At 69.1% G+C, this 20824-nt stretch carries 24 protein-coding genes and 1 tRNA gene; 13 read left to right on the top strand and 12 right to left on the bottom strand.

Annotation, left to right across the window (positions count from 1 at the left end):
* Positions 1 to 134 precede the first annotated feature (134 nt).
* Together ACSDG8_RS14255 and ACSDG8_RS14250 are read left to right on the top strand one after the other, a co-directional pair.
* Complete coding sequence (locus ACSDG8_RS14255) at positions 135 to 1499, top strand: glycoside hydrolase family 6 protein (RefSeq protein WP_439427957.1); 1365 nt, start codon at positions 135 to 137, stop codon at positions 1497 to 1499.
* Between the two features lie 218 nt (positions 1500 to 1717).
* Positions 1718 to 1891 (top strand): hypothetical protein, encoded by a 174-nt coding sequence (locus tag ACSDG8_RS14250; RefSeq protein WP_307856279.1) that lies wholly within the window; start codon positions 1718 to 1720, stop codon positions 1889 to 1891.
* A gap of 9 nt (positions 1892 to 1900) precedes the next feature.
* Here the strand turns inward: ACSDG8_RS14250 and ACSDG8_RS14245 are convergent, their stop codons facing one another.
* On the bottom strand, positions 1901 to 2554 hold the full coding sequence (locus ACSDG8_RS14245) for an NADPH-dependent F420 reductase (RefSeq protein ID WP_210895716.1): 654 nt from the start codon (positions 2552 to 2554) through the stop codon (positions 1901 to 1903).
* Between the two features lie 30 nt (positions 2555 to 2584).
* Complete coding sequence (locus ACSDG8_RS14240) at positions 2585 to 3271, bottom strand: SDR family NAD(P)-dependent oxidoreductase (protein WP_210895715.1); 687 nt, start codon at positions 3269 to 3271, stop codon at positions 2585 to 2587.
* Between the two features lie 138 nt (positions 3272 to 3409).
* Here ACSDG8_RS14240 and ACSDG8_RS14235 point away from each other — a divergent pair, with 138 nt between their 5' ends.
* Genes ACSDG8_RS14235 through ACSDG8_RS14225 form a run of 3 tightly spaced genes read left to right on the top strand, consistent with a single transcriptional unit; the run spans position 3410 to position 4992 of the window.
* Positions 3410 to 4030 (top strand): TetR/AcrR family transcriptional regulator, encoded by a 621-nt coding sequence (locus ACSDG8_RS14235; protein ID WP_210895714.1) that lies wholly within the window; start codon positions 3410 to 3412, stop codon positions 4028 to 4030.
* 31 nt (positions 4031 to 4061) lie between these two features.
* Positions 4062 to 4400: an NUDIX hydrolase gene (locus ACSDG8_RS14230; protein ID WP_210895713.1), complete on the top strand. Its 339-nt coding sequence runs from the start codon at positions 4062 to 4064 to the stop codon at positions 4398 to 4400.
* Between the two features lie 22 nt (positions 4401 to 4422).
* Positions 4423 to 4992, top strand: coding sequence for a nucleotidyltransferase family protein (locus ACSDG8_RS14225; RefSeq protein WP_439427956.1), 570 nt, complete (start codon positions 4423 to 4425; stop codon positions 4990 to 4992).
* Positions 4993 to 5026: 34 nt separating this feature from the next.
* On the opposite strand, the gene ACSDG8_RS14220 is transcribed toward ACSDG8_RS14225, so the two are convergent.
* Positions 5027 to 5518 (bottom strand): DinB family protein, encoded by a 492-nt coding sequence (locus ACSDG8_RS14220; protein WP_210895711.1) that lies wholly within the window; start codon positions 5516 to 5518, stop codon positions 5027 to 5029.
* A gap of 1141 nt (positions 5519 to 6659) precedes the next feature.
* Between ACSDG8_RS14220 and ACSDG8_RS14215 the strand changes: the two genes are divergently transcribed.
* The 3 genes from ACSDG8_RS14215 to ACSDG8_RS14205 all read left to right on the top strand — a co-directional run bounded on the left by ACSDG8_RS14215 (position 6660) and on the right by ACSDG8_RS14205 (position 8156).
* Positions 6660 to 6983 (top strand): helix-turn-helix domain-containing protein, encoded by a 324-nt coding sequence (locus ACSDG8_RS14215; protein ID WP_210895710.1) that lies wholly within the window; start codon positions 6660 to 6662, stop codon positions 6981 to 6983.
* A 399-nt stretch (positions 6984 to 7382) separates the two neighbouring features.
* Positions 7383 to 7586, top strand: a complete 204-nt coding sequence (locus ACSDG8_RS14210; protein WP_210895709.1) for a cold-shock protein — start codon at positions 7383 to 7385, stop codon at positions 7584 to 7586.
* 288 nt (positions 7587 to 7874) lie between these two features.
* On the top strand, positions 7875 to 8156 hold the full coding sequence (locus ACSDG8_RS14205; protein WP_210895708.1) for a hypothetical protein: 282 nt from the start codon (positions 7875 to 7877) through the stop codon (positions 8154 to 8156).
* Positions 8157 to 8741: 585 nt separating this feature from the next.
* On the opposite strand, the gene ACSDG8_RS14200 is transcribed toward ACSDG8_RS14205, so the two are convergent.
* Both ACSDG8_RS14200 and ACSDG8_RS14195 read right to left on the bottom strand, forming a co-directional pair.
* Positions 8742 to 9389: a nucleotidyl transferase AbiEii/AbiGii toxin family protein gene (locus ACSDG8_RS14200; RefSeq protein ID WP_210895707.1), complete on the bottom strand. Its 648-nt coding sequence runs from the start codon at positions 9387 to 9389 to the stop codon at positions 8742 to 8744.
* 2 nt (positions 9390 to 9391) lie between these two features.
* Positions 9392 to 9958 carry a hypothetical protein gene (locus ACSDG8_RS14195; RefSeq protein ID WP_210895706.1) on the bottom strand — a complete coding sequence of 189 codons (567 nt, stop codon included), beginning with the start codon at positions 9956 to 9958 and terminating at the stop codon, positions 9392 to 9394.
* Between the two features lie 376 nt (positions 9959 to 10334).
* Here ACSDG8_RS14195 and ACSDG8_RS14190 point away from each other — a divergent pair, with 376 nt between their 5' ends.
* From ACSDG8_RS14190 to ACSDG8_RS14180, 3 genes are all read left to right on the top strand, one after another.
* Positions 10335 to 11114, top strand: coding sequence for a hypothetical protein (locus tag ACSDG8_RS14190; RefSeq protein ID WP_247678873.1), 780 nt, complete (start codon positions 10335 to 10337; stop codon positions 11112 to 11114).
* Between the two features lie 129 nt (positions 11115 to 11243).
* A complete protein-coding gene (locus ACSDG8_RS14185) occupies positions 11244 to 11825 on the top strand; it encodes an RNA polymerase sigma factor (RefSeq protein ID WP_210895705.1) in 582 nt (193 codons plus the stop codon).
* On the top strand, positions 11822 to 12667 hold the full coding sequence (locus ACSDG8_RS14180) for a hypothetical protein (protein WP_210895704.1): 846 nt from the start codon (positions 11822 to 11824) through the stop codon (positions 12665 to 12667). Before ACSDG8_RS14185 ends, ACSDG8_RS14180 begins: the two co-directional genes overlap by 4 nt.
* Positions 12668 to 12709: 42 nt before the next feature.
* On the opposite strand, the gene ACSDG8_RS14175 is transcribed toward ACSDG8_RS14180, so the two are convergent.
* The gene (locus tag ACSDG8_RS14175; protein WP_210895703.1) at positions 12710 to 13270 is read right to left on the bottom strand and encodes a hypothetical protein; all 561 of its coding nucleotides are present in this window, start codon (positions 13268 to 13270) and stop codon (positions 12710 to 12712) included.
* A 442-nt stretch (positions 13271 to 13712) separates the two neighbouring features.
* Here ACSDG8_RS14175 and ACSDG8_RS14170 point away from each other — a divergent pair.
* Positions 13713 to 13785 (top strand) — tRNA-Arg (locus tag ACSDG8_RS14170).
* A gap of 459 nt (positions 13786 to 14244) precedes the next feature.
* Here ACSDG8_RS14170 and ACSDG8_RS14165 read toward each other — a convergent pair.
* From ACSDG8_RS14165 to ACSDG8_RS14150, 4 genes are all read right to left on the bottom strand, one after another.
* Positions 14245 to 15984 carry a PQQ-dependent sugar dehydrogenase gene (locus ACSDG8_RS14165; protein WP_307856276.1) on the bottom strand — a complete coding sequence of 580 codons (1740 nt, stop codon included), beginning with the start codon at positions 15982 to 15984 and terminating at the stop codon, positions 14245 to 14247.
* 27 nt (positions 15985 to 16011) lie between these two features.
* The gene (locus tag ACSDG8_RS14160) at positions 16012 to 16866 is read right to left on the bottom strand and encodes an SMP-30/gluconolactonase/LRE family protein (RefSeq protein ID WP_307856275.1); all 855 of its coding nucleotides are present in this window, start codon (positions 16864 to 16866) and stop codon (positions 16012 to 16014) included.
* Positions 16867 to 17299: 433 nt separating this feature from the next.
* Entirely contained in the window at positions 17300 to 17449 is a 150-nt protein-coding gene (locus ACSDG8_RS14155) for a hypothetical protein (protein ID WP_210895669.1), read from the bottom strand.
* 180 nt (positions 17450 to 17629) lie between these two features.
* The gene (locus ACSDG8_RS14150) at positions 17630 to 18199 is read right to left on the bottom strand and encodes an Ltp family lipoprotein (protein WP_439427955.1); all 570 of its coding nucleotides are present in this window, start codon (positions 18197 to 18199) and stop codon (positions 17630 to 17632) included.
* A gap of 723 nt (positions 18200 to 18922) precedes the next feature.
* Between ACSDG8_RS14150 and ACSDG8_RS14145 the strand changes: the two genes are divergently transcribed.
* Positions 18923 to 19399, top strand: coding sequence for a hypothetical protein (locus ACSDG8_RS14145; RefSeq protein WP_439427954.1), 477 nt, complete (start codon positions 18923 to 18925; stop codon positions 19397 to 19399).
* Between the two features lie 131 nt (positions 19400 to 19530).
* Here ACSDG8_RS14145 and ACSDG8_RS14140 read toward each other — a convergent pair whose 3' ends face one another.
* Together ACSDG8_RS14140 and ACSDG8_RS14135 are read right to left on the bottom strand one after the other, a co-directional pair.
* Entirely contained in the window at positions 19531 to 19704 is a 174-nt protein-coding gene (locus ACSDG8_RS14140) for a hypothetical protein (protein WP_210895666.1), read from the bottom strand.
* 275 nt (positions 19705 to 19979) lie between these two features.
* Positions 19980 to 20804 (bottom strand): hypothetical protein, encoded by an 825-nt coding sequence (locus tag ACSDG8_RS14135; RefSeq protein ID WP_439427953.1) that lies wholly within the window; start codon positions 20802 to 20804, stop codon positions 19980 to 19982.
* Positions 20805 to 20824: the final 20 nt, after the last annotated feature.

The raw sequence follows: 20824 nt of genomic DNA, 5'->3' as shown, positions 1-20824 counted from the left end.
GCTTGTCGATCGTTGCCAGATTACGGGGCAGTGGCCGACGTTCACATCTTGGCATCGACGCCCGCCTCCGTTACCGTCCATGGGAACGCTCCCATGAACTTAGATACTTCGATGTGATCAGGAGGAAACACGTCGTGGCTATCCTCTCCGCCCGCCGCAGGTCAGCGGCCATCAGCGTGGCGGCCGTCGCGGGCCTCGCCGGCGTCGGCTTCGCCGTCGGTGGCGCGTCCGCCGGCACCGTCTCCGGAACGCTCTACCGCGACCCGAGTTCGGCAGTCGTCCGCTGGGTCGCCGCCAACCCCGGCGACTCCCGCGCCGCCGTCATCCGCGACAAGATCGCCAGCCAGCCGCAGGCCCGCTGGTACGCCAACTTCAACCCGTCGACCATCCAGTCCGAGGTCTCCGCGTTCATCGGCGCCGCCAACTCGGCGCAGCAGATCCCGGTGCTGTCGGTCTACGAGATCACCAACCGGGACTGCGGCGGCGCCAGCGCCGGTGGCGCGCCGGACCTCAACCAGTACCAGACCTGGGTGTCCAACTTCGCCCGCGGCCTCGGCAACCAGACGGTCCTGATCATCCTGGAGACCGACTCGCTCGCTCTGCAGACCTGCCTGAGCACCAGCGAGCTGAACGCCCGCAACCAGGCGCTCTCCACGGCGACCCAGACCATCAAGTCGGCCAACCCCAACGCCAAGGTGTACCTCGACGGCGGCCATTCCACCTGGAACAGCGCGAACGACACGGCCAACCGGCTCCGGGCGGCCGGCGTGCAGTACGCCGACGGCTTCTTCACCAACGTGTCGAACTTCAACCCCACCTCCAGTGAGGCGAACTTTGGCCGGGCCGTCATCTCCGCCCTCAACGGCATGGGCATCACGGGCAAGCGGCAGGTCATCGACACCAGCCGCAACGGCGGAGCGGCCGGCGACTGGTGCGCCGACGACAACACCGACCGGCGCATCGGGCAGTACCCCACGACGAACACCGGCGACGCCAACATCGACGCGTACCTCTGGGTGAAGCCGCCGGGCGAGGCGGACGGCTGCCGCTACACGGCCGGTTCGTTCCAGCCGGACCTGGCCTTCAGCCTGGCCAACGGCGCGCCCAACCCGCCCACCACCGCGCCTCCGACGACCGCGCCGCCGACGACCGCCCCGCCGACCACGGCGCCCCCGACCACGGCGCCCCCGACCTCGCCGCCGCCGGGCGGTAACGGCTGCTCCGCGGCGGTCGCGATCAACCAGTGGAACGGCGGCTTCACCGCCAGCGTGAACGTCACTGCGGGCTCCGCGGCCATCAACGGCTGGACCGTGACCGTCGCGCTGCCCGGCGGCGCCGCGATCACCGGCACCTGGAACGCCCAGGCCAGCGGCACCAGTGGCACTGTCCGGTTCACGAATGTGGGCTACAACGGCCAGGTCGGCGCCGGGCAGACGACCAACTTCGGGTTCCAGGGCACCGGCACCGGTCAGGGCGCGACGGCCACCTGCGCCGCCTGATCCGCACGACGCCCGCGGGCCCGGCACGGAGGAGCGTTCCTCCGCGCCGGGCCCGTCCGCGTGCTCCTGGTCGGCGTGCGGCTCGCTCAGGCGGCCGGCGGGCGTTAGGCTGTCTATGCGGGGTACGACGGCTGATCGCCGACCCCCTGCCCTTCCCACGGTTTCTCAGCCGCGACGACTGAGTCGAGTGCTGCCGTGCAAATTCCTTGGAGCACGACGTGCCCGACAAGACATTCGCCCTGAATCCCTTCGGCGTCGAGGGGGTCAAGGCCACCGACGAGGAGCGCAGTCCGGCCGCGGACATCAGCGCCGCCTCGATGACCCGCCTGCGCAGCCCGTTCACCGCCGAGGGACCCGCCCGCGACAGGGCCGGCGAGCCCACCCGGCGCTGACGCCGACAATCACGCCCGCGCGAGTCGCCGCGCTCTCCTCAGGTTGAGGGCCAGCTCCTCGCGGTTCTGGTGCGCGTGTCGGATCCACGCGGGCTGACCCGGGCCGGTACGCCAGGATTCGCTCAGCGGGCTGTTGTCCACGGTGTCGAAGCCGAACTGGTCGTACAGCCGCGTCACCAGAGCAACCGCCTCGGCGAAGTTGCTGGAGACGGAGAGCGCCAGCCGGTCAGGGGCACCAGCAGGCCGGGCGGAGGTGAGAAGGCGGGGCGCCTGGATGTGGGTGAACGCCTTGGCGACTTTCGACCCGGGAAGCTGTTCCTGACGTAGTTCGTGGATCGTCTTCTCACCCGAGTCGATGACCGGGATGTGCCCGTCGCGCCAGACCATGTAGTTGTTCGTGTCCAGGACGATCTTGCCCGCGAGCTCCTCGGCCGGCATGTCGTTGACGACCTTCAGGGGTACGGCGACGACAGCGAAGTCGCCCGCCGCCGCGGCGTCCCTGGCGTACGCCGCCCGCGCCGACGGACCCAGCTCGGCGACGAGGCCGGCCAGCGTTTCGGGCCCTCGCGAGTTGGCGATGACGATCGTGTATCCGGCCGCGACCGCCGCCCGTGCGATCTGGCTGCCGACCTCGCCGGCGCCGATGATGCCGATTGTTGTCATGGTTTCCACCTCAAGCTGCCGGTTGTGCGGCTACCAGTTCAGGTGCCCGGACTCGTCCTGGAGCGTCCCGGTCGGGCCGTCCGTGGGGAGCGTCGCCAGACGTACGACAATCCGGGCGCTCTCGGCCGGTGATCTTCCGCCGCCGAGCGCGGCGGTCATGTCGGTGGCGGTGAAGCCCGGCTCGACCGCGTTGAACTTGATGCCCGGCTGAGACCTGGCGTACTTGAGGGTGACCATGGTGGCGGCCGCCTTGGACGCCGAGTAGAGCGGGAAACCCAGATCGAACTCCGGCCGGTCAGGGTTGTTCGTCGCCCAGAAGGAGCCCGCGCTGCTCGACACCGTGACCACGGTGGGGTTGGCTGATCTGCGCAGCAGGGGCAGTGCCGCCTCGGTGACCCGGATGATCCCGACCACGTTGGTGTCGAACACCCGCAGTGCGGTGGGTCCGTCGACGGTGCCGTCCTCGGCGATGCCTGCGTTGTTGACCAGGACGTCGAGCCGGCCGTGGGCCGCGTCGATCGTCGACAGGGCCTCGGTCACCGAGGCGTCGTCGGTCACGTCGAGGTGCAGGAACCGCGCGCCGAGCGCCGCCGCGGCATCCTCGCCCTTCCGTTTGTCGCGCGCCCCGACGTAGACGATGTGGCCCAGGTCCAGAAGCTGCCTGGCGGTCGCGAAACCAATGCCCTTGTTCGCGCCGGTGATCAACGTGACGGTCATGCGTCTCCCTCGGTCCGCGGTGGCGCGAGGCACTGCCGCAGTTTTTGTACTGATCGGTTCTGGCATCACCGTAACAAGGTTCTGTACCGATCGGTTGGTGCTCTGCGTCACTTCTGTACCGAGCGGTAGAGTGGATGCATGGGCACTCCCACACCGGGCCGGCCGCGGGCCTTCGACGAGCAGACGGTCCTCGACCGGGCCGCCGAGGTCTTCTGGCGACACGGTTACGAAGGCGCGTCACTCAGCTCCCTCACCAGCGCGATGGGCATCAACCGGCCGAGCCTGTACGCCACCTTCGGCAGCAAGGAAGAGCTGTTCCGGCGCGCCTTCGCCCGCTATCACGAGACCAACCTGGCCAACGCCCGCGCCGCACTCGAACAACCCACCGCGTACGCCGCCGTAGAGAGCTTCCTGCGCGCCAGCGCCGACGGCCTCACCGCCGACGACCATCCCGCAGGCTGCCTCTCCATCCAGGGCGGGCTCTCCTGCTCCCCGGAGAACACCCGCATCTCCGAGATGCTGGCCGCCGGCCGGGCGGCCACCGAGACAGCTCTCGAAGAACGGCTGGCCCGCGCGGCGAAGGAAGGCGACCTCCCGGAAGGCGTCGACAGCCGGGCGCTCGCCCGGTTCGTGATGGCGCTCAGCGAGGGCCACGCCGTGCACGCCGCAGCCGGCGCGAGCCGCGAAGACCTCCAGGCCTCGGTCGACGTCGCGATGCGGGTGCTCAACCTCGCGCCCGACCCGGCGACCTCGGCCTGACCGGCGCGGCCCGTTCAGGCGGAGGCGCCAGATGGGCGTCCAGGTTCCCGGCGGCAGCGTCCGTCCCGGCGAGGACCCGGCGGACGCCGCGCTGCGCGAGGCACGGGAAGAATCCGGACTGACGGACTTCACCGTCGTGCGCAAGCTGGGTGAGATCGAGTACGACATCAGTCCGCTCCGCTTCGAGATCCAACGTCGTCATGTCTTCGAACTGGCGCTGCGCGGGCCGGCGCCCGAACGGTGGGCGAGTCGGGAAGACCACGACGGCGAGCAGGAGCCCACCCGGTTCGAGTGCTTCTGGATACCGTTACGCGCCGCGCACGTCCTGCAGTCCGGCCAGGGCGCCCTGATCGGCCGGTTGTTCGACTGAGCCGGAATCTCCGGGAGTGCCGATGCGGGAGGACGAACTGCGGGACCTGGTCCGGCGCAGCCCGTGGCTGATCCGGACGCTGGGTGTCGTTCGGGACTGCGGCCTGCCGGACGCCTGGATCGGCGCGGGCGTCATCCGCGACCGCGTCTGGGGCGAGCGGTACGGCCACGGATTCGACCCCTCGTCGGTGCGCGACGTCGACGTGGTCTTCCTCGACCCGGCGGACCTGAGCCGCGACAACGACGACCGGGCCACCCGGCGACTGGTGGCGAGCTGGTCGGATCCGCCGTGGGAGGCGAAGAACCAGGCCGCCGTGCACACCTGGTATCCCGCCAGGTTCGGCGGTGGCCCGGTGACCCCGCTGCGCACCATCGCCGACGCGGTCGCCACCTGGCCCGAGTACGCCACCGCCGTCGCCGTACGCCTCGACACGTACGACCAGATCGCGGTGTGTGCGCCGCACGGCCTCGACGACCTGCTCGACGGCGTGTGGCAACGCAACCCGACCAGGGTCAGCCCGGAGGTGTCCCGGCAACGACTGGCCCGTCACCGCCCCGCCGAACGCTGGCCCGGCGTCCGCGTCGTGACCTGAGCCGGTGCTCGGTGCTCGGTGCTCGGTGCTCCGCTCAGCGTGGGCCCAGCTCGGTCCGCCCGTCGATGAGTTCGCGCACGACATCCAGGTGGCCGGCGTGCCGGGCGGTCTCCTCGATGACGTGCAGAACAATCCGCCGTAGGTCAGTGGTCTGCGACGCCAGAGGCTCCTCCGGGTGCCGGCCAACGGGTTCCGCCGTCAAGGGCGCCGCGGCGATGATCGCGTCGGAGATCTGGCACTGGTCGCGGTAGAAGTCGAAGACCTGGGCCGGCGATCGAGACGTGCGGAGCGGCGTGTTCTCGTCCGGCCAGGGCAGCGGCTCCACCGAACCGCGAAAGACCTCCTGGAACCAGTGGCGCTCCGCATGGCCGAGGTGCTCCACCAGGCCGAGCGGCGACCATCCGGAGGGCAGGACGGACGTCCGCAGTGCGGTCGGGTCCAGATCAGCGAGGATGGCTCGGACGCTGGCCCGCTGGTATTCGAGGAACTCGCACAGCGTGGCCTTCTCCGCATCGATATTCGTCACGCCGGCAGGTTAGTGGCCGACGCCGACACTTTCGGATCGCTGTGATCTTCGATGAGGTGCGCGGTGGGCTCAGCGGATGCCAGCCCGGGCGGATCGGTGCAACGTCGCCCACCGCCAGGCGCAATCTCACCGCCATCGTGAAGGACGCGAACACCCCACCCGCGGGTCGACCCAGGCGAGGATCGAGAAGGTGATCGCCTCCTGGATCAGTGCCAGGGCGACGACCAGGCCATTTCCACTCGGGCGCCGTTGGTGCGCACATGTCTGCCCCGGGCCGGACTGGCGTAGCCACTCACAGCTCGACGACAGGGGGTCGGCCGGTCGCCAGGCGTCATCGCTTCGGACGCGATCTGTCCCGCCCCGGGCGGCTATCCGGCTACGCCTCGAGATCGACACCGAACCTGCCCCTCCGTCAGGGGAAGTTCGCCGGGAGTGTTGAGCGCCAGCATGCCGCTCCGGGGTTCGCGGATTCCCTGGGAGCGATAGAACCAGCCATGCCGAGGCTCGATCGGGACAACGGTTGTGACACCTCGCGTAGCGACTCGGCAGGCCGACACTCTGTTGGGCGGCGGCCAGTAAATCTAGGCTGCGAAGCCTAGACATCCTCCTCGGTGTGGCATACTGTTCCTCAGGTCGAGAGGAAAGGTCCGTCAAGACGCAGACGGGCTGTCCGGTCGTGAGGGCACGCCGGGCGGCGAGGGGTGGAACAGGCTCCATCGTTCCCCCGCGAAGAAGGCAGTAGCAGCGCAGCCCGGCGTGATACAAGCCGGGGCCGCAGGTGGGGCCAGGGCTTTTCTAGGGCTCCACCTGTTGTCGCCGTACGTGCAGGGGCCATGAAGTTGCGTGGGGCTCCGGCACCGGCGACCGTACGTCAGCTAGTCAGAGAAGTAGCAGAGGAAAGGGAGGGCCGTACACCGTTGGATCGCCCGCCGTCGGCTGTCATGTCAGGCCGGGCGGACACCGCAGTTTCCATCGAACGAGAGGTGGTCTCCGGTCACGCATACGCGATCCTCGCGCCCGAAGCCGTCGATGACGGCTGGCGCGGATACGACAAGCCGACGTTCGCGTCGGTAGATGGTGTTCTGACCCGTAACCCTGGGCCCCGGCGCTGACGCGCCGGGGCCCTCGACATGGAGGTGACATGGGGCAGAACCCCGATGACGTGTTCGGCGACGAGAACTACCCGGCCTACACCATCGGCCAAGCCGCGGAGATGCTCGGCACCACGCAGGACTTCCTGCGTCGCCTGGACGAGGCCAAACTGATCAACCCGCACCGCTCCGCCGGCGGACACCGCCGCTACTCCCGCTACCAGCTCCGCCTGGCCGCCCGGGCCCGCGAGATGGTCGACCAGGGCACCGCCCTGGAGGCCGCCTGCCGGATCATCATCCTCGAAGACCAGCTCGAGGAAGCCCTCCGGCAGAACCAGAACCACCAGCATCGGCCGGGACGCACCGACGGGTGAGGTCGTCGGCGGGCGCCGAGCCGGCCGGCCCGCCAGCGCACACCACCTCGGCCTGCCGGCCGTACGCGGGACACTCCGTCGGCCTTCGCCCGCTCAACCGGCTGCTGAGTGGACCCCACCTCCGCCGCCGTTGCCGCGGAAGCTGAACAGCGTTTTCTGATCCGTGGTCGTTGCCGGACAGGATCACCGTCGTCGCGCCGCCTTGGGTGCGAAGGTGGATCACGTGCTATGGTAGGCGAGTTGCAGTTTTGATTTCCTTAGACGTTTTCCGGCGCCTGATGGGGCATCTGAACCCCTCCAGGCGCTTTTCGTTTTTCGTGTCGTTTCGACGCGGGTGATCAACGCGGCGGCAGAGGGGTCCGCACAGTGCGGTCTCCGACAGCCTGCGAAGGAGCAGACATGGCTACAGGCACCGTGAAGTGGTTCAACGCCGACAAGGGCTTCGGCTTCATCACCCCCGACGGCGGCGGCGCCGACGTCTTCGCCCACTTCTCCGCGATCTCGGCGAGCGGCTTCCGCAGCCTCGACGAGAACCAGAAGGTGGAGTTCGACATCACCCAGGGCCAGAAGGGCCCGCAGGCGGAGAACATTCGCCCGCTCTGATTCACGCTCTTGCGTAGGGCGGCCCGACTGGTTCAGCGGGCCGCCCTTCGGCGTTCCACGCGCTCACCAGGGCATCGCGAAACTCGTTTGATCGGTTGCAGGCCGGTCATCTCGGTGTGCAGCCAGCTCCGTATTGTCCTGTTTCTGCACCCTGGATCGATCCGGCCCTCGGGCGCCGGCCCTGAGCATCGACTCTCATCCCTACGGGCAGAACGCCGCCTCACGGCCGCCCTGGCAGCCAGCCGGGACCCGAGGTGTACGGCGTTGCATCTTGAAAGGTTGGTGACTATGGCGACGACCTACTCGGGTCCCGCGAAGCTGATCCTGGTCGACGGCACCTGCATCTCCGGCATGGCTTCCCTCAGTACCAACCAGCGCGGAGGACTCAACGGCTGGGGCGGCACGTTCCGGCCGGACGAGATCACGACAGACCTTCGTAACGCGGTCGAAGGGCTGCAACTGGAGCTGCCCTACGATCGGGTGGGGACAGTCGCCGTCACCGGTATTCGCAAGCTACTCGCCACGCAGGTGCTGATGTCGTTGGCCGGTCGCGGACCCGCACCATTTTGATCGTGCGTCGCACCGCCGCCGTCATGTCACCGCGAACGCGGTCACTCTGCTCCGAGGCAGCGACGGGGGCAGGGGCGTGTTGAGCGGGTGTGGATCAATGGTGTGGGGCCGCCGACGCAGGTCCAGCTGTCGTCCCAGGGTGCGGAGGCCAGCCATGACCTGCACCGGCGATGCGCGCGGCAGCCTGAACCAGCACGCTTCCGGCCGACGCGACCCCATCGCGCTGGCCACTCCGCCGTGCCCGCCAAGATCAACCGGAGTCGCATGGAGACTCGAGCTGTGGTTCTGGGCTGGGAGAACGGCGGTCCGGGGAACGTGGGTGCACGTGGGCCACTCCCTGCCACTCCAGGTGAACCCCAGGTCGCGAGACTGGGCCCTCGCGCCCTCGTAGCTCAGCGGATAGAGCATCGGTTTCCTAACCCGACGCTCTGCGGGTGCCCAGGGGCCGACGACCTGCTGCTTTCTATCTTCTGCCGTTGCGTGCTGGTCGCTTCGTGGGCTCGCTGCGATCGCTTGCCGAAGATCAGCTGGAACGTTCAGGTTCTGCCGGTGCAGGCTTGACGCTGCCGCGAGTCGGGAGGCGAGTCATCCTTTCTCGTCGTCGAGCAGTTCGCGGCGCCACTCCGCAAATCGGCTTCGGAGTTTGTCCAGCGCTGGGCCGGTGACGCCGTACTGGGCGAAGTCGTCGGGATCGAGCTGGGTGGCTTGTCCGAGGGCGTCGGCGAAGATGCGCGGGTCGAAACCACGGTCGGCGCGCTGCGCGAGGGCGAGGAGGGCGTCGCGGGTGTAGCGGCCGGATCGGAGTGTGGCGTCGATGTCGATGAAGTCCCGGGCGAACGCTCGTCCGTAGAGGGCGCTCATCTTGTTGGCGACCGCGTCGTCGGGGTGGAGGACCGGTCCGATCGCCATGAGGATCGGTTCGTTGGCGCGCCAGTCCACACCGAGTTCGACCTTGGAGACCCGCACGCCGTCGGTGACGGCCAGCCGGGCGAACGTGTCGTACTGCCGCTCGGTCTCGACGGTGAGGCCGTCGTTCCGGTAGGCGTGCACGACGGCGGCGACCGCGGCGGTGAACTCGTCGCGGAGGTCCCAGGCGGTGAACAGGTCGACGTCCTCACTGGCCCGCTCGACGAGCCCAGCGGCCTGAACCGCGTAACCGCCGGCCAGCGCGAAGCCGTATCGGTCGGCCGCCGCGAGCCCGGTACGGGCGAGGCGTTCGTGGAAGGGGTCCACCGCTATGCCGCGTTGCTGCGGGTGGCGGCGAGTTCGGGGAAGACGTCCTCCCAGCGCTGCCGGAGCTGGGGCGGCAGCCAGAGGGTGGGCCAGAGCCGCCGGAGGAGGTCGGCGTCGAGCCAGGTGTTCAGATCCTCGACGGTAGCGGCTTCGGTGAGTACCACCTTGTACATGGTGGCCAGGCGCGCGGTCCGGCTCAGGTCGTACTCGGCTTGCCCTGACCAGTCGAGGTGACGCGGAAGCGTCACCGTGCCGCCGGTCGGGCCGCGCAGTTCGGCAAGGGTGTCGGCCACGACGTAGGGTTTCCGGTCGCCGTAGGGTCGGTAGTCCGCTGGCGGCTGGGGTGATGTCCTGCGCCGGTTGATGTTGGTCGCCCGCCGGACTTCCGGTCGGAGTGCCTGACGGATCGTTTCCCGGCTGTATCCGGTGACCCGCTGCAGGTCCACCGGCCGCCATCCGGCCGCGTGGAACGCCCGCAGCTGCTCGTCCCGCTCGGTCAACGCGGCGGCCCGCGTCGCCTCATACCGAGAGACAACCGCCTGCAACTCATCCTCGGAGAACCGGCCCATGACCGCTAGCCTACCAGGCTAGGCCCAGCGCGCTTGGCTTACGTAGTAGCTCTGTAGCCGGCGGACCAGTCATGATGATCGCGATGGATGCGCTCATGTCCTGGTGAAGCCGAGGGCCCGGTATCCGGGCATGCGGCGTGGGAGTGAGGCGGCGAGGATTGGTGTAGCCGGGTCGTGGTAGTCGTGGACCTCGGCGAGGTCCTTGCCGGGCGCGGCGCGGATAACGCGGCCAGCGCATTGGACGAGTAGGCCGTCGTAGGAGATCGGGCCGGCGAGGGAGGGCAGCAGCGCGATGTCCACCGTGCCGGTGAGCTTGCGTCGGCCGCCACGAGTTGGCCAGGCTTGATGTCGAGGAAAGGGCGGCCCGCGCACGCTGATGGAACGATACTTCGACGCACACCTGTACCTGGCGAACTGGGGCACCCGCCAGCTCATGCTGCGACTACCGAAACACGTGCTCGACCCCGCCAGGGTGGCCCAGTACTGCCAGGGCGACAGCGCATCCGCGTGGACGGCCGGCAAGCACGTCATCATCGACCTGCACGACGAGGACGAGGACGGCACCGACGAGTGGGACCTCGACGGCCACGGCCAGCTCACCTCCATCATCCCGGTCCGGGCCCGCCTCGCCGCCGGCGACCTGCGCCTGCTCTACCAGGCCTGGCTGCGCTGCGTACAGTCCGAGGAGGTCGCCGACGACGATCCCGAACCGCCCGTCCCCGCCGGCATCGGCACCCTCGACGCGCCCCTCACCGCCGTAGCCGAGTTCCTGCGCATCGACCCTGACCTGATCGCGGCTGCGGCGGCTGGGTCGTCGCCGGCCGCTTCCGGTGAACCGACCGCCGCACAACTACGGAAGTGGGTCGTCGGGCTACACGCCCGGGACAAGGACGCCATCCTGACCGACCTGATCACCAGCGGCGAAAGCCACCTGCGCAACCGACTGCTGCGCCGCTACCGCGACGCGCATCCCGCCGACGAGTCCACCCCGACGGCCGTCCGTACCGCCGGTCAACTCCTCGTCGACCTGCGCGACCTCGGCGAACGCTACGGGGACACCGCATCGTTCCGACACCGGCTGGCCGAGCTGCGGGCGGTGCACGCCCGCGAGCCCAGCCTGCTCGAACGCCTCAACCTCGCAGGCCTCGACACCTGACGCCTGGTCCGCCGCCCGGTGGGCTGGCCACCATCGCCTACACACGCTGCGGCTCTCGCGCCGGCGCCACGACCTCAGACGTTGACCGTCGGCCTGCAACAGGGCCGGGGTTGACGGCCATAGTGTGGTGTGAGGCATCAGGTACGGCCGTCGGACGAGGAACTGTGGTCCTCGATCACCGCCGGCGACGAGGCGGCGTTCGGTCGGCTCTTCGACCGGTACTCCCGCCCGGTCTACAACCACGCGTTCCGGCTGACCGGCTCGTGGTCCACGGCCGAGGACGTCACCCAGGCGACGTTCCTCGTCGCATGGCGCCGCCGGCACGACGCCCGACTCGTGGACGGATCGGCGCTGCCGTGGTTGCTGGTCGTCGCCACGAACGCGGTCCGCTCGGAGTGGCGGTCGGTGCGTCGGTGGCTTGCGCTGATCCGGCGTCTACCGGCGGAGCGGTTTGTCGATGGTGACCTCGCCGACGAGGTTGCTGCGAGGCTCGATGACGAGCGGCGGATGACCGAGGTCCTCGCGGTGGTCCGCCGGCTGTCACCGGCCGAGCGGGAAGCGGTGGCCTTGTGCCTGTGGTCTGGCGTGTCGTACCCGGACGCGGCAGCCGTGTTGGGCATCAGCGAGGTGGCGGTGCGGTCGCGGGTCAGTCGCGCGCGCAGCCGCCTGGCCCGCCTGATGCCGCAGGAGATCCAGGAGGGGGAACGGTGAACGACATTCTCGACCTGCCCGCGGAGCGGGACCTGCCGCCGGAGGCGGCGCTCGCGATGCGGGCCCGGCTCCTCGGCTTCGCGAGCCCGCCTCCGGCGCGTACTCCCCGACTGAGGATCGCCGTGGCCGTAGCGGTGCTGCTGGCCGTGGCATCTGGTGCCGCGGCGGTGGTGTGGGACCGGCCGGACCGCTCGGCCGTGCAGGTGCTGGCCATGGGAGCCGGGGAGCTGTCACCGACGCTGCAGGATGCGGCCGAGCGGTGCCTGCGGTGGAACTCCCCGCAGCGGCAGACCCGCCAGGCTCCAGGGGAGCGACCCGTTCCGGTGTCCCTGACCGACCTGGCGGTGGCCATGGAGCGGGGTGACCGCGCGCTGGTGTTATTCATGAACGACGTCGGCTACGCCACCTGCGACGTGGAAGGGGCGGGAACGGCCCGGGAGTCCGGTGGGGGTGCCACCGAGCCGTGGCCGCACGGTGCCTGGCTGCCCGGGCCGGTGCAGCGGCTGCTGCTGACCTCCACCGAGTCCGACGGTGGAGACGTCAGCGTCAGCGGCCGGGTCAGCAGCCGCGTCCACCGGCTCGTACTCGACCACCGCGACGGCCACACCACAGCAGCCCGGCTCTCCGAGGGCGCGTTCGGCCTGATGACCAGCGACGCAAGACTCAAGGCCGGCAACGACCCTGAACTGGTCAGCTACGACGCGCGTGGGGCGGAGATCGACAGGCGTCCGCTGTTCCAGGCCGAAGACCAACTCGAGCACTGCTATACAGGCCCGGACGGGAAGTGGATCTACGGCAAGCCGACCAGCAGATGCCGTCCTGCCGAAAAGTGGGGGCGTTAGCCCTGATCGGAGGGTGACCGCTGCCCCAGGGGGCGTGGGTCGTCACTCGCGGGTCAGCCCCCGTGGCAGTGCGTCCTCGTCGGGTTGGACCTGGCGGGCATTGGCCACGGGACCGCGTTGGAGGGTGTGGATCACGGGTGTCGGGCCGCCGACACAGGTCCAGGTGTCGTCCCAGAGCGCGGAGACCAGCCATGACCGGTCGGCAGGGAAGAACAGGTCCGGCAGCGCGCCGTGCGGGTGGCGGATATGACCACCGGTGCGCCAGGTGAGGGCCTGCTCGGGGCCGGTCTCGACCAGAATGTACGGCCAGTTCCAGTGGAGGAACACCCTCGGGGCGTGAGGCAAGACGACGTCGTGGGCGCCGGTGTCGAGGTAGGCCAGCCACCACGGCTGGTCAGGAGTGTGCGCGGTGAGGTGCTCGATCAGGGCGTGCTCGTAGGCGGCGGCGGTGACCTGGTCGGTCTGGTACGTGGTGGCGTAGGCGTCGAAGACCGCCGGCATGGCGGTGGTGATCGAGATGCCGGCAGTGGTGTGCCCGGCGATCCAGCTCACGTCGGCGGCGGCGCCGACGCCCCAGTCCCGCCCGCCTCTGTTGACCTGCACACCGCTCGCTGCCGCGACGGTTGGCGTGGGAATCAGGCTGGTCGCGGAACGGCGGCCGGCAACCAGCCATCATGGGCCACCATGCCGTACGCCTGCCCCGCGCGCGGTGGAGTGCTAATGCTCCGCAGGTCCCGCACATCGTGTCCGGGGTGCCAGCCGGCGACGGCGGCAGGCTCAGGATTGCCGCGCCCGCGGGGCCGAGGGTGGGGATGGCTGAAGTGTGTTCCGCCGTGATCATGGCTGAGCCTTGAGGTGGCCACCCACTTCTCGCTCCGCGGGCGGGCCGGGTTGAACGGGCGCGGCACCGACAGCCGTAGACCCTGATACCCGTTTCGACGTGTGGTCCTGGGCTGGGCGAACGGGGGTCCGGGAAACGTGGGTGAACGTGGGCCACTCCCTGCCACCCCAGGTGAACCCCCAGGTCGCTAGACTGTGCCCTCGCGCCCTCGTAGCTCAGGGGATAGAGCATCGGTTTCCTAAACCGTGTGTCGCAGGTTCGAATCCTGCCGGGGGCACCTCGCTACGCAGCCGAAATGCCACCGAGCTGGCAATACACACGTCGGTCAGATGCGGCGGCGTGCCGCAGGTCGTATGGCCGACCGGCGAGCGGATAGTCAACCTGGCGCGGCCCCAACATCAGCCGACGCGCCTCATCCCAGACCCGCGAGTACGTCGATGCCGCAACGGCGTTGCCCCGCTCACTCTGGAACAGCCGGCCGTCCTCGGCGACCCCAAACCGCTCGATGTGTGCGCGCCGGATTCCGCGGGTCCGACCGGTGGATATATAGATGAGGCAACCTCCGCTGCCGCTTCCAGAAGACCCCGACCGCAGGCTCGCCGCGGACCCGTTCCAGCAGCGCGGCCTGGCCGAGTACGCGGCGACGGATTTCGTTCCCTGGCCGGACCGCTCGGAGGGTGCCCGCGCGACGCGGACACCCTCCGAGGGCCGGCAGTGCCGGATTCCCGGCTCGCCCTCAGCTCGTGGGGCCGGACGCCGCCCCACCGAGGGTCACCTTGAGGATCTTCTCGTTGCTGTTGTTCGGGATGCTGTCCTTGTCCCCGCCGGTGCTCGTGGTCAGCCACAGGTTGCCGTCGATGGTCGGTTCGACGGTGCGCAGCCGGAAGTACGTTCCGACGAAGTACTGCTGGAGGTTGGTGAGCGTGTTGCCGCTGATCTCCGCACGGTACATCCGGTTACCACGCAGGCAGGCGATGTAGAGCACGTCCCGGACGATCGCGATGCCGCTGCACGAGGCCTCGGCCACCGGGTACGTCCGGATCGGGGCCCTGTAGTTCGGGTTGGCGCAGTTGCCGGAGGTGCCCTCGCAGGCAGGCCAGCCGTAGTTGCCGCCCTTGACGATGATGTTGGTCTCATCCATGACGTTGTTGCCGAACTCCTGCTCGAAGAGCCGGCCCTGGGAGTCGAAGGCGAGTCCCTGCGGGTTGCGGTGGCCGTAGCTCCACACGTAGTTGCCGAAGGGGTTGTCCGCCGGCACGGTGCCGTCGGGGTTGAGCCGCAGCACCTTGCCGCCCAGGTTGTTGGTGTCCTGGGCCACGTCCGGGTTCTGTCCGTCGCCGGCGGCGGCGTAGAGCTTGCCGTCGGGGCCGAAGCGCAGCCGGCCGCCGTTGTGGTACTTGTTGCGCGGGATTCCCGTGACGAGCACCTGCTCGGTGCCGGTTTGCAGCGTGCCGTCGTAGCGGATGCGCACGATCCGGTTGTCGGTCGTGGTGGTGTGGTAGATGTACAGCCAGCGGTCGGTGGTGAAGTTGGCCGAGACGGCCAGCCCGAGCACGCCGCCCTCGCCGTTGGTGCCGGCCACGTTCGGCACGGTGCCGATGCTGTGCTTGTCGGTGCCGTCCGGCTTCATGGCGACGATGTCGAACAGGTCGCGCCGGCCGTAGAGGACCGTGCCGTCGGGCAGTTGCACCAGGCCCCAGGGCAGGTCCTTCTCGGTGGTGATCGCCGTGGCGCCGCAGATCGGGCTCGTGCAGCCCGAGCCGGTGTGCGCGGTGACCGCGGCGCTCGCCGCCGAGACATTGCCCTGGGCGTCCCGGGCGGTCACCGTGTACCGGTAGTCGGTGTCGGGCGTCAGTCCGGTGTCGGTGAACGTGGTCGCCGGCGGGTTGCTGGCGGTGCCGGTGGTGGAGCCGACCGCCGTACCGTTGCGCAGGATGGTGTAGCCGGTGACCGCGACGTTGTCGGTGGAGGCCGACCAGGTGAGGGTCACGTCCGTGCCGTTGACCGTCGCAGCCAGGTTGGTCGGCGTGCTGGGCGGAGACGTGTCCTGCTGGCAGAACGGCGGGGTGACCGAGAGCGTGGAGCTGGCCTGCGAGACGTTGCCGGCGGCGTCGCGGGCGTTGACGTACCAGCCCCAGGTGACACCCTGCACGACGCTGAGCGTGGCGGTCAGCGTCCGTCCCGAGACCGAGGTGACGAGCTGGCCGTCGTGGTAGATGTCGTAGAAGGCGACGCCGACGTTGTCCCGCGAGGCGTACCAGGAGAGCGTGACGGACTGGCAGGTCAGCCGGCTGCTGCGCAGGCCGGTCGGCCGGGTGGGCGGGCTGGTGTCGGCGGCGAGCCCGGCCGCCGGCCGGCTGCCGGTCGCCGGTGCGGCCGGCGCGGCGTTGGCGGGTACGCCGGTCAGCATGGTGCCGGCGCAGATCAGCAGAGCGAGCGGGACGCGGTGGCGGAGCTGGTGAGGAATAATCCGCACGGTGCTTTTCCTTCCCGGGGTTCTTGGTCAGTACGGGTAGCCGGGGACGTTGAGTCGGACGCTGTACAGGCCGGAGTCGTTCGTTCGGCCGGAGGTGATGTAGAGGGTCTGCCGGTCGGGTCCGCCGAACGCAGCGTTGGTGGTGCCGGTGCCGCCGGAGCGGATCGTGCCGAGCTGCGCGCCGGCGGGCGAGTAGACGTGGATCAGCCCATCCGAGCCGGAGGCCCAGTACACGTTGCCGGCGCAGTCGACGGTCACCCCGTCGGGACCGCCGAGGTAGTTCACGAAGACGCTGCGGGCGCCGGTGCTGCCGTCGGGCTGGACGACGTACTTGTAGATCTTGTTCTCGAAGTAGGCGCCCACGTAGAGCGTGCTGCCGTCCGGGGAGAGCGCTATGCCGTTGGGTTGCCGCAGCCGGTCGTCCACCAGCGACACCTGGCCGCCAGAGACGCGGAAGACGCTGGTACGTCCGCTCATCTGGTCGGGTCGGTTGCCACGCTGGAAGTTGGGGTCGGTGAAGTAGACGACGCCGTCGGAACGGACCGTGACGTCGTTGGGTGAGTTGAACGACCGGCCCTGGTAGCCGGCGGCGACGGTGCTGCGGGCCTGGTCGTTAAGCCGGTATGCGGAGACGTTCCGCTGGTCGTGGGTGGCAGCGATGATCTGCTGGGCGTCGGGGCTGAGCGCCAGGCCGTTGCTGCCGGCGTCGGCGATGAAGGTGTCGAAGGTCGCCGGCGGGGTGAACCGGCGGATCGTGGAGGGCTGCACGTTGCTCGGCCCGGTGCCCGCGGCCATGTCGGACATCAGCAGGTAGCCGCCGTCGGCGATCCAGACCGGTCCTTCGAGGAACGAGAACCCGCTCTGGACCTTCGTCGCGGACACGGAGCTGGCAGGCAGGGGTGGGCCGTACCCGGTGCCGCCCGGACAGACCCCGGGGGGCGCGCCGGGTGGGCCGGCGAGTGGGTTGGTGTGAACGTTCACATCAGGGGCGCGGCGAGGCGTCGGGGGTGCGGGCGCGGCTCCGACGGGGCCTGGCGCGGTGGTGAGTGCGAGGCACAGGCCGGTGAGTGCGGCGATGGTTGGACGCCAGGTCATCGGGTACTCCAATCGGGGTCGGTGAATGCGTGCCAGTGAACAGCCCTGGTCACCAACACCCGCCATCGATCAACATCGATGCATATGGACGAGCTTAGGCGAGGAAGCAGCGCTCCGCATCAGTTCCCCCCGATCACCTTTGGCGCACGCCCCGAAGGCGCCCCGATGACCTGGCCGGGGCGATGAGGCCCGGCCCCCACCGACCCGGCACACAAGTCGCTCAGCCGTCGTGCCGGTCGCTGAGCTTCGAGACCTGGTCACCCGCGGGGTAACGGTGACGCCGCTCCGGAAGTGGAAGACCGCCGGCGTAACCGGGGATGACGTGCACCGGGTCGGGCGCCACCGGCACCGTGAAGGTGGGCGGCGCCACCCGGCGCCTCGTACTCGTGACCGGCGGGCGGTAAAGCGAAAAATGGAGACTGTCATGCCTGCGATTGTTGAAAGGCGTCCATCAGCACTGGCTGGCCGCCGATGGCACGTGGTGCGGCCAGTCGGGCTAGATCCCGCCACCCGCCATGGACGAAGCCGCAACAGGCACCGGATGCCCTTCTCACATCACCTGATCGACACCGTAGACGGCCTGTGCGTGCGTGTACCCCTCGAATTCCAACTGCTTGATCAGGCCTGAACGGGAGAACGCCTGGGTGTCGAGGTAATCCTTCGCCGTCTTGGCAGCCTGTTTTCTGTAGTCAACGTTCAGAGAATCCACGGCCTGGGTTGCGATCTTCCTCGGGTAGCCCTCGAACTCCAACTGCTTGATCAGGCCGGAGCGGGAGAACGCTTGATATCGCAGGTAATCGGAGGCGGCCCTGATGGCGTTCTCCTGCTCTACGGACACCTTCGGCTCGGACGACGCCTTGGTGGTGGCCTTCGGCTTCGGCTTCGGTGTTGCTGTGGTAGGAGCTGCGGTGGTGGGTGTTGCGGTAGTAGGTGCTGCGGTGGTGATCTCCACCGCCGGCGCTGCAGGGCTTTCTGCCGGGACAGACGCTGCGGTGGTCGTCTCCGCGGCGGCGCTCCTTGTGGGAGGTGAGTCGCCACCGCCGACTGCCGCAGCGATGGTCACTCCGCCGCAGCAGAGCACCAAGACGCCGCCGACGACCGCTCCGATGATGACCTTCACGGACCGCTTCTTCGGACGCTGCTGCGACTGCATAGCTGGATAACCGGGTGGCGGCGGAGCGCTGTAGCTCACTGATAGGACCCTTCGGGAGACTGTGCGTAACCGTGTACACGGCGAGTCTGCTCAGACGGACCATCAATAACCATCCCCGCTTCAGCCGATGATCTCCTCAGCCGTTGCTGGTGGAATGTCGGCCGACCGCTGACACGTTCTGCTGCATGAGTTAGCCGGAGCGGGACATGTGGCTGCGATTGCCGTACGTCACTTCGTTTCCTGAGGGGACGGCAGCATCCACTATGCAGAGGGCGCGCAAAGTGCTCGTCTCGAAATCGTTTCCGGTGAGTGCGGAAGCAGGTGAAAGCCTGCCGGAGGCGCCTGCATTCACTCATTCCCCGACCGTTCGTCGCGGGTTCTAGTCCTGGCGGGGGGGGGGGGGGGGGGGGGGGGGCAGCGGGCCACACTCTGGTCGGCCGCTGTTGGGCCGTCTGGGTTCACGTGCTCATCCGGGTTTCCAGCGGCGAGTGGGCGACCTCTTCCCTGCCACAGGCGAGCAAGGCGACAGGGCCCGTCGCGAGGCGCCAGGTGAGGTGGGCGGCCGGATAGCCGACGCGCACATGGTCAAGTTCGAGCCGGACGACGCGCGACAAGAGTTGCGCTCGCCGACATTCCGGCGAGGTGACCGAGGCCCGTGCGACGACGCCTGGAACGGTAGGTTGCACGTCAATGGCTCTCGTCTTCCTCGCGCTTGCGCTGCTCGCCCTGGCCTGGCCGGTGTTCGCGGCCGCCGGCCTCGTGTTCGTGGTGATCGGCGCGCTTGCGCTCCGTCGCGACCCGGACATCCTGGGCAGGGCATCGGCGCTGAGGCGGGCGGGATGGTTTCTGGCCGCCGGTGCGGCGTTCACCGCTGCCGCCGCCTACGGTCGCGGATTGGCGGCGACCACCTTCGGGCTGCTGGACCCCGACGACGGCTGCATGCTGCGGCGACCGGAAGGCTACGACCACCGCGCCGGCGCATCGGCTGACGGTTCGTCGAGCATGTGGCCTCTGCGCGACACCACGTGCGGCCCCGACCTGGTGCCCGGTTACGTCAATCCGCTGGTGGCCGGGTCGGCGGTGCTGTTCGTGGCGCTCCTGGTGGTCCTGATCCTGGCGGAGGTCAGGTCCCGGCCACTGCCGGCCGGCGACGCAGCCCGCCGGTGACAATGGCCGGCGACGCGGCCAACCGGTGACATTGGACGACGAACCGGCGCCGGCGAAGCGAGCGCACCGACGACGAGGCGGGGACGGGACGGCCCCGCGTCCGGCCGGAGCTCGGGCGCGGGGCCGGCGGGTCAGCGGACCAGCGCTGCCACCAGCGTCCCGATGCAGGCGACGATGGCGGCGATGATCGGACTGAGCGTCTTGATGTACGCCAGGATGAGCCGGTGCCGGTCGGTCGGCTCGGCAACGGTTTCTTCCTCGTCCTCTGGTGTCTCGAAGTCTGACCCGTGAGGGATTACAGTCAACGTGACTCCTTCCGTTGCAGCGGTGGAGTCGAATGCGGCGTCCGGTGGCAGCCGGGCGCCGCCCTCTGTGTGAGGCGACGCAGTGCCGTTCGACGATTCGAGCATCCTCCCGGCGAACAGCTAGCACAAGAGTGGGCAATTCACTGTCGGGTACCTGACAAGCAGATGCATCGCATCGAGAAAATTTCGGTGCCATCTCTTGCCAAATGCAATTTTCCGTGAACCAGTTCTACCGAACGTGACCAGCCAGAAGCTTACGGTGAGCAGGCGTGTGGTCAGGCGCGGCGGAGCTGGAGCACCGCCACGCGGGCGTCGTGGCCGTCGACGTGCATGGGCACCGTCTTGCGGTTGCGCAGCTGGATCTCCACCCCGTTCGACCCCTGGAGCCAGCCGATCTGGTCGATGCCGGCGTCGAAGGCGCGCGTCTCCTTCGCGGGGAACAGCTTCGGCATCGGGTTGCGGTTGGTGTCGCCGGTCCAGATCACCGGGAAGCCGCGGGCCTGCCAACTGGAGATCCGCTCCCGGAGGACGTCGAAGTGGAGCGCCCACTTGGCCCGGCGCCACGCCTCGTGCGGATCTTCCTGGCCGTTGAACGCGCCGGCCACGAAGTGCGTGTTGAGGAACGCGAACTGAAGCGCCGCGTCGTCGTTCGCGCCCAGCAGGACCTCGGAGATGACGCGGTTCACCGAGACGCCAGCCAGACCTTCGTGTACGGGTGTGACGCGCTTGTCGAGCACGTCGTACACCTTCGGCACGGAGATCGGCACGTAGTGCCCGCCGTCGTTGAGGTGCACGTTGCGGTAGTGCTCGCCGAACAGGTCGTTGATCCAGCCCTTCTCCTTCGTGTCGCCGTCACCCCCGCCGATCTCCTGCCAGCCGACGAGCGGACGGTCCGCGGGGCCGGTCATGTCGAGGGCGTTGCGGACCGCGGTGATCGCGGCCTTGCGCTGGTCGAGGTTCGCGCGACCGATGTTGGCGGTGACGACGCCGAGGTTCCGCCACGCGGTCGCCGCCCCGGCGGGTGTGGGGAAGCCCAGCGTGCCGGCGAGCGCGACGCCGCCCGCGAGGCCGAGTGCCTGTCGTCTGCTGACCGGGTTCATATGAATCACCATGTGTCCGA

It is taken from the genome of Micromonospora sp. LA-10 (assembly GCF_051853095.1).
GTDB classification, from domain to species: domain Bacteria; phylum Actinomycetota; class Actinomycetes; order Mycobacteriales; family Micromonosporaceae; genus Micromonospora; species Micromonospora echinospora_A.
Note: the sequence above shows the minus strand (reverse complement) of the source record. Positions and strands in the feature narration are given on the sequence as shown.

Coding starts and splice junctions, on each gene's coding strand:
- ACSDG8_RS14245 (WP_210895716.1), bottom strand. CDS start 2,554: ATGACAACAATCGGCATCATCGGCGCCGGCGAGGTCGGCAGCCAGATC.
- ACSDG8_RS14240 (WP_210895715.1), bottom strand. CDS start 3,271: ATGACCGTCACGTTGATCACCGGCGCGAACAAGGGCATTGGTTTCGCG.
- ACSDG8_RS14235 (WP_210895714.1), top strand. CDS start 3,410: ATGGGCACTCCCACACCGGGCCGGCCGCGGGCCTTCGACGAGCAGACG.
- ACSDG8_RS14230 (WP_210895713.1), top strand. CDS start 4,062: ATGGGCGTCCAGGTTCCCGGCGGCAGCGTCCGTCCCGGCGAGGACCCG.
- ACSDG8_RS14225 (WP_439427956.1), top strand. CDS start 4,423: ATGCGGGAGGACGAACTGCGGGACCTGGTCCGGCGCAGCCCGTGGCTG.
- ACSDG8_RS14215 (WP_210895710.1), top strand. CDS start 6,660: ATGGGGCAGAACCCCGATGACGTGTTCGGCGACGAGAACTACCCGGCC.
- ACSDG8_RS14210 (WP_210895709.1), top strand. CDS start 7,383: ATGGCTACAGGCACCGTGAAGTGGTTCAACGCCGACAAGGGCTTCGGC.
- ACSDG8_RS14205 (WP_210895708.1), top strand. CDS start 7,875: ATGGCGACGACCTACTCGGGTCCCGCGAAGCTGATCCTGGTCGACGGC.
- ACSDG8_RS14195 (WP_210895706.1), bottom strand. CDS start 9,958: ATGGGCCGGTTCTCCGAGGATGAGTTGCAGGCGGTTGTCTCTCGGTAT.
- ACSDG8_RS14190 (WP_247678873.1), top strand. CDS start 10,335: ATGGAACGATACTTCGACGCACACCTGTACCTGGCGAACTGGGGCACC.
- ACSDG8_RS14145 (WP_439427954.1), top strand. CDS start 18,923: ATGGCTCTCGTCTTCCTCGCGCTTGCGCTGCTCGCCCTGGCCTGGCCG.
- ACSDG8_RS14135 (WP_439427953.1), bottom strand. CDS start 20,804: ATGAACCCGGTCAGCAGACGACAGGCACTCGGCCTCGCGGGCGGCGTC.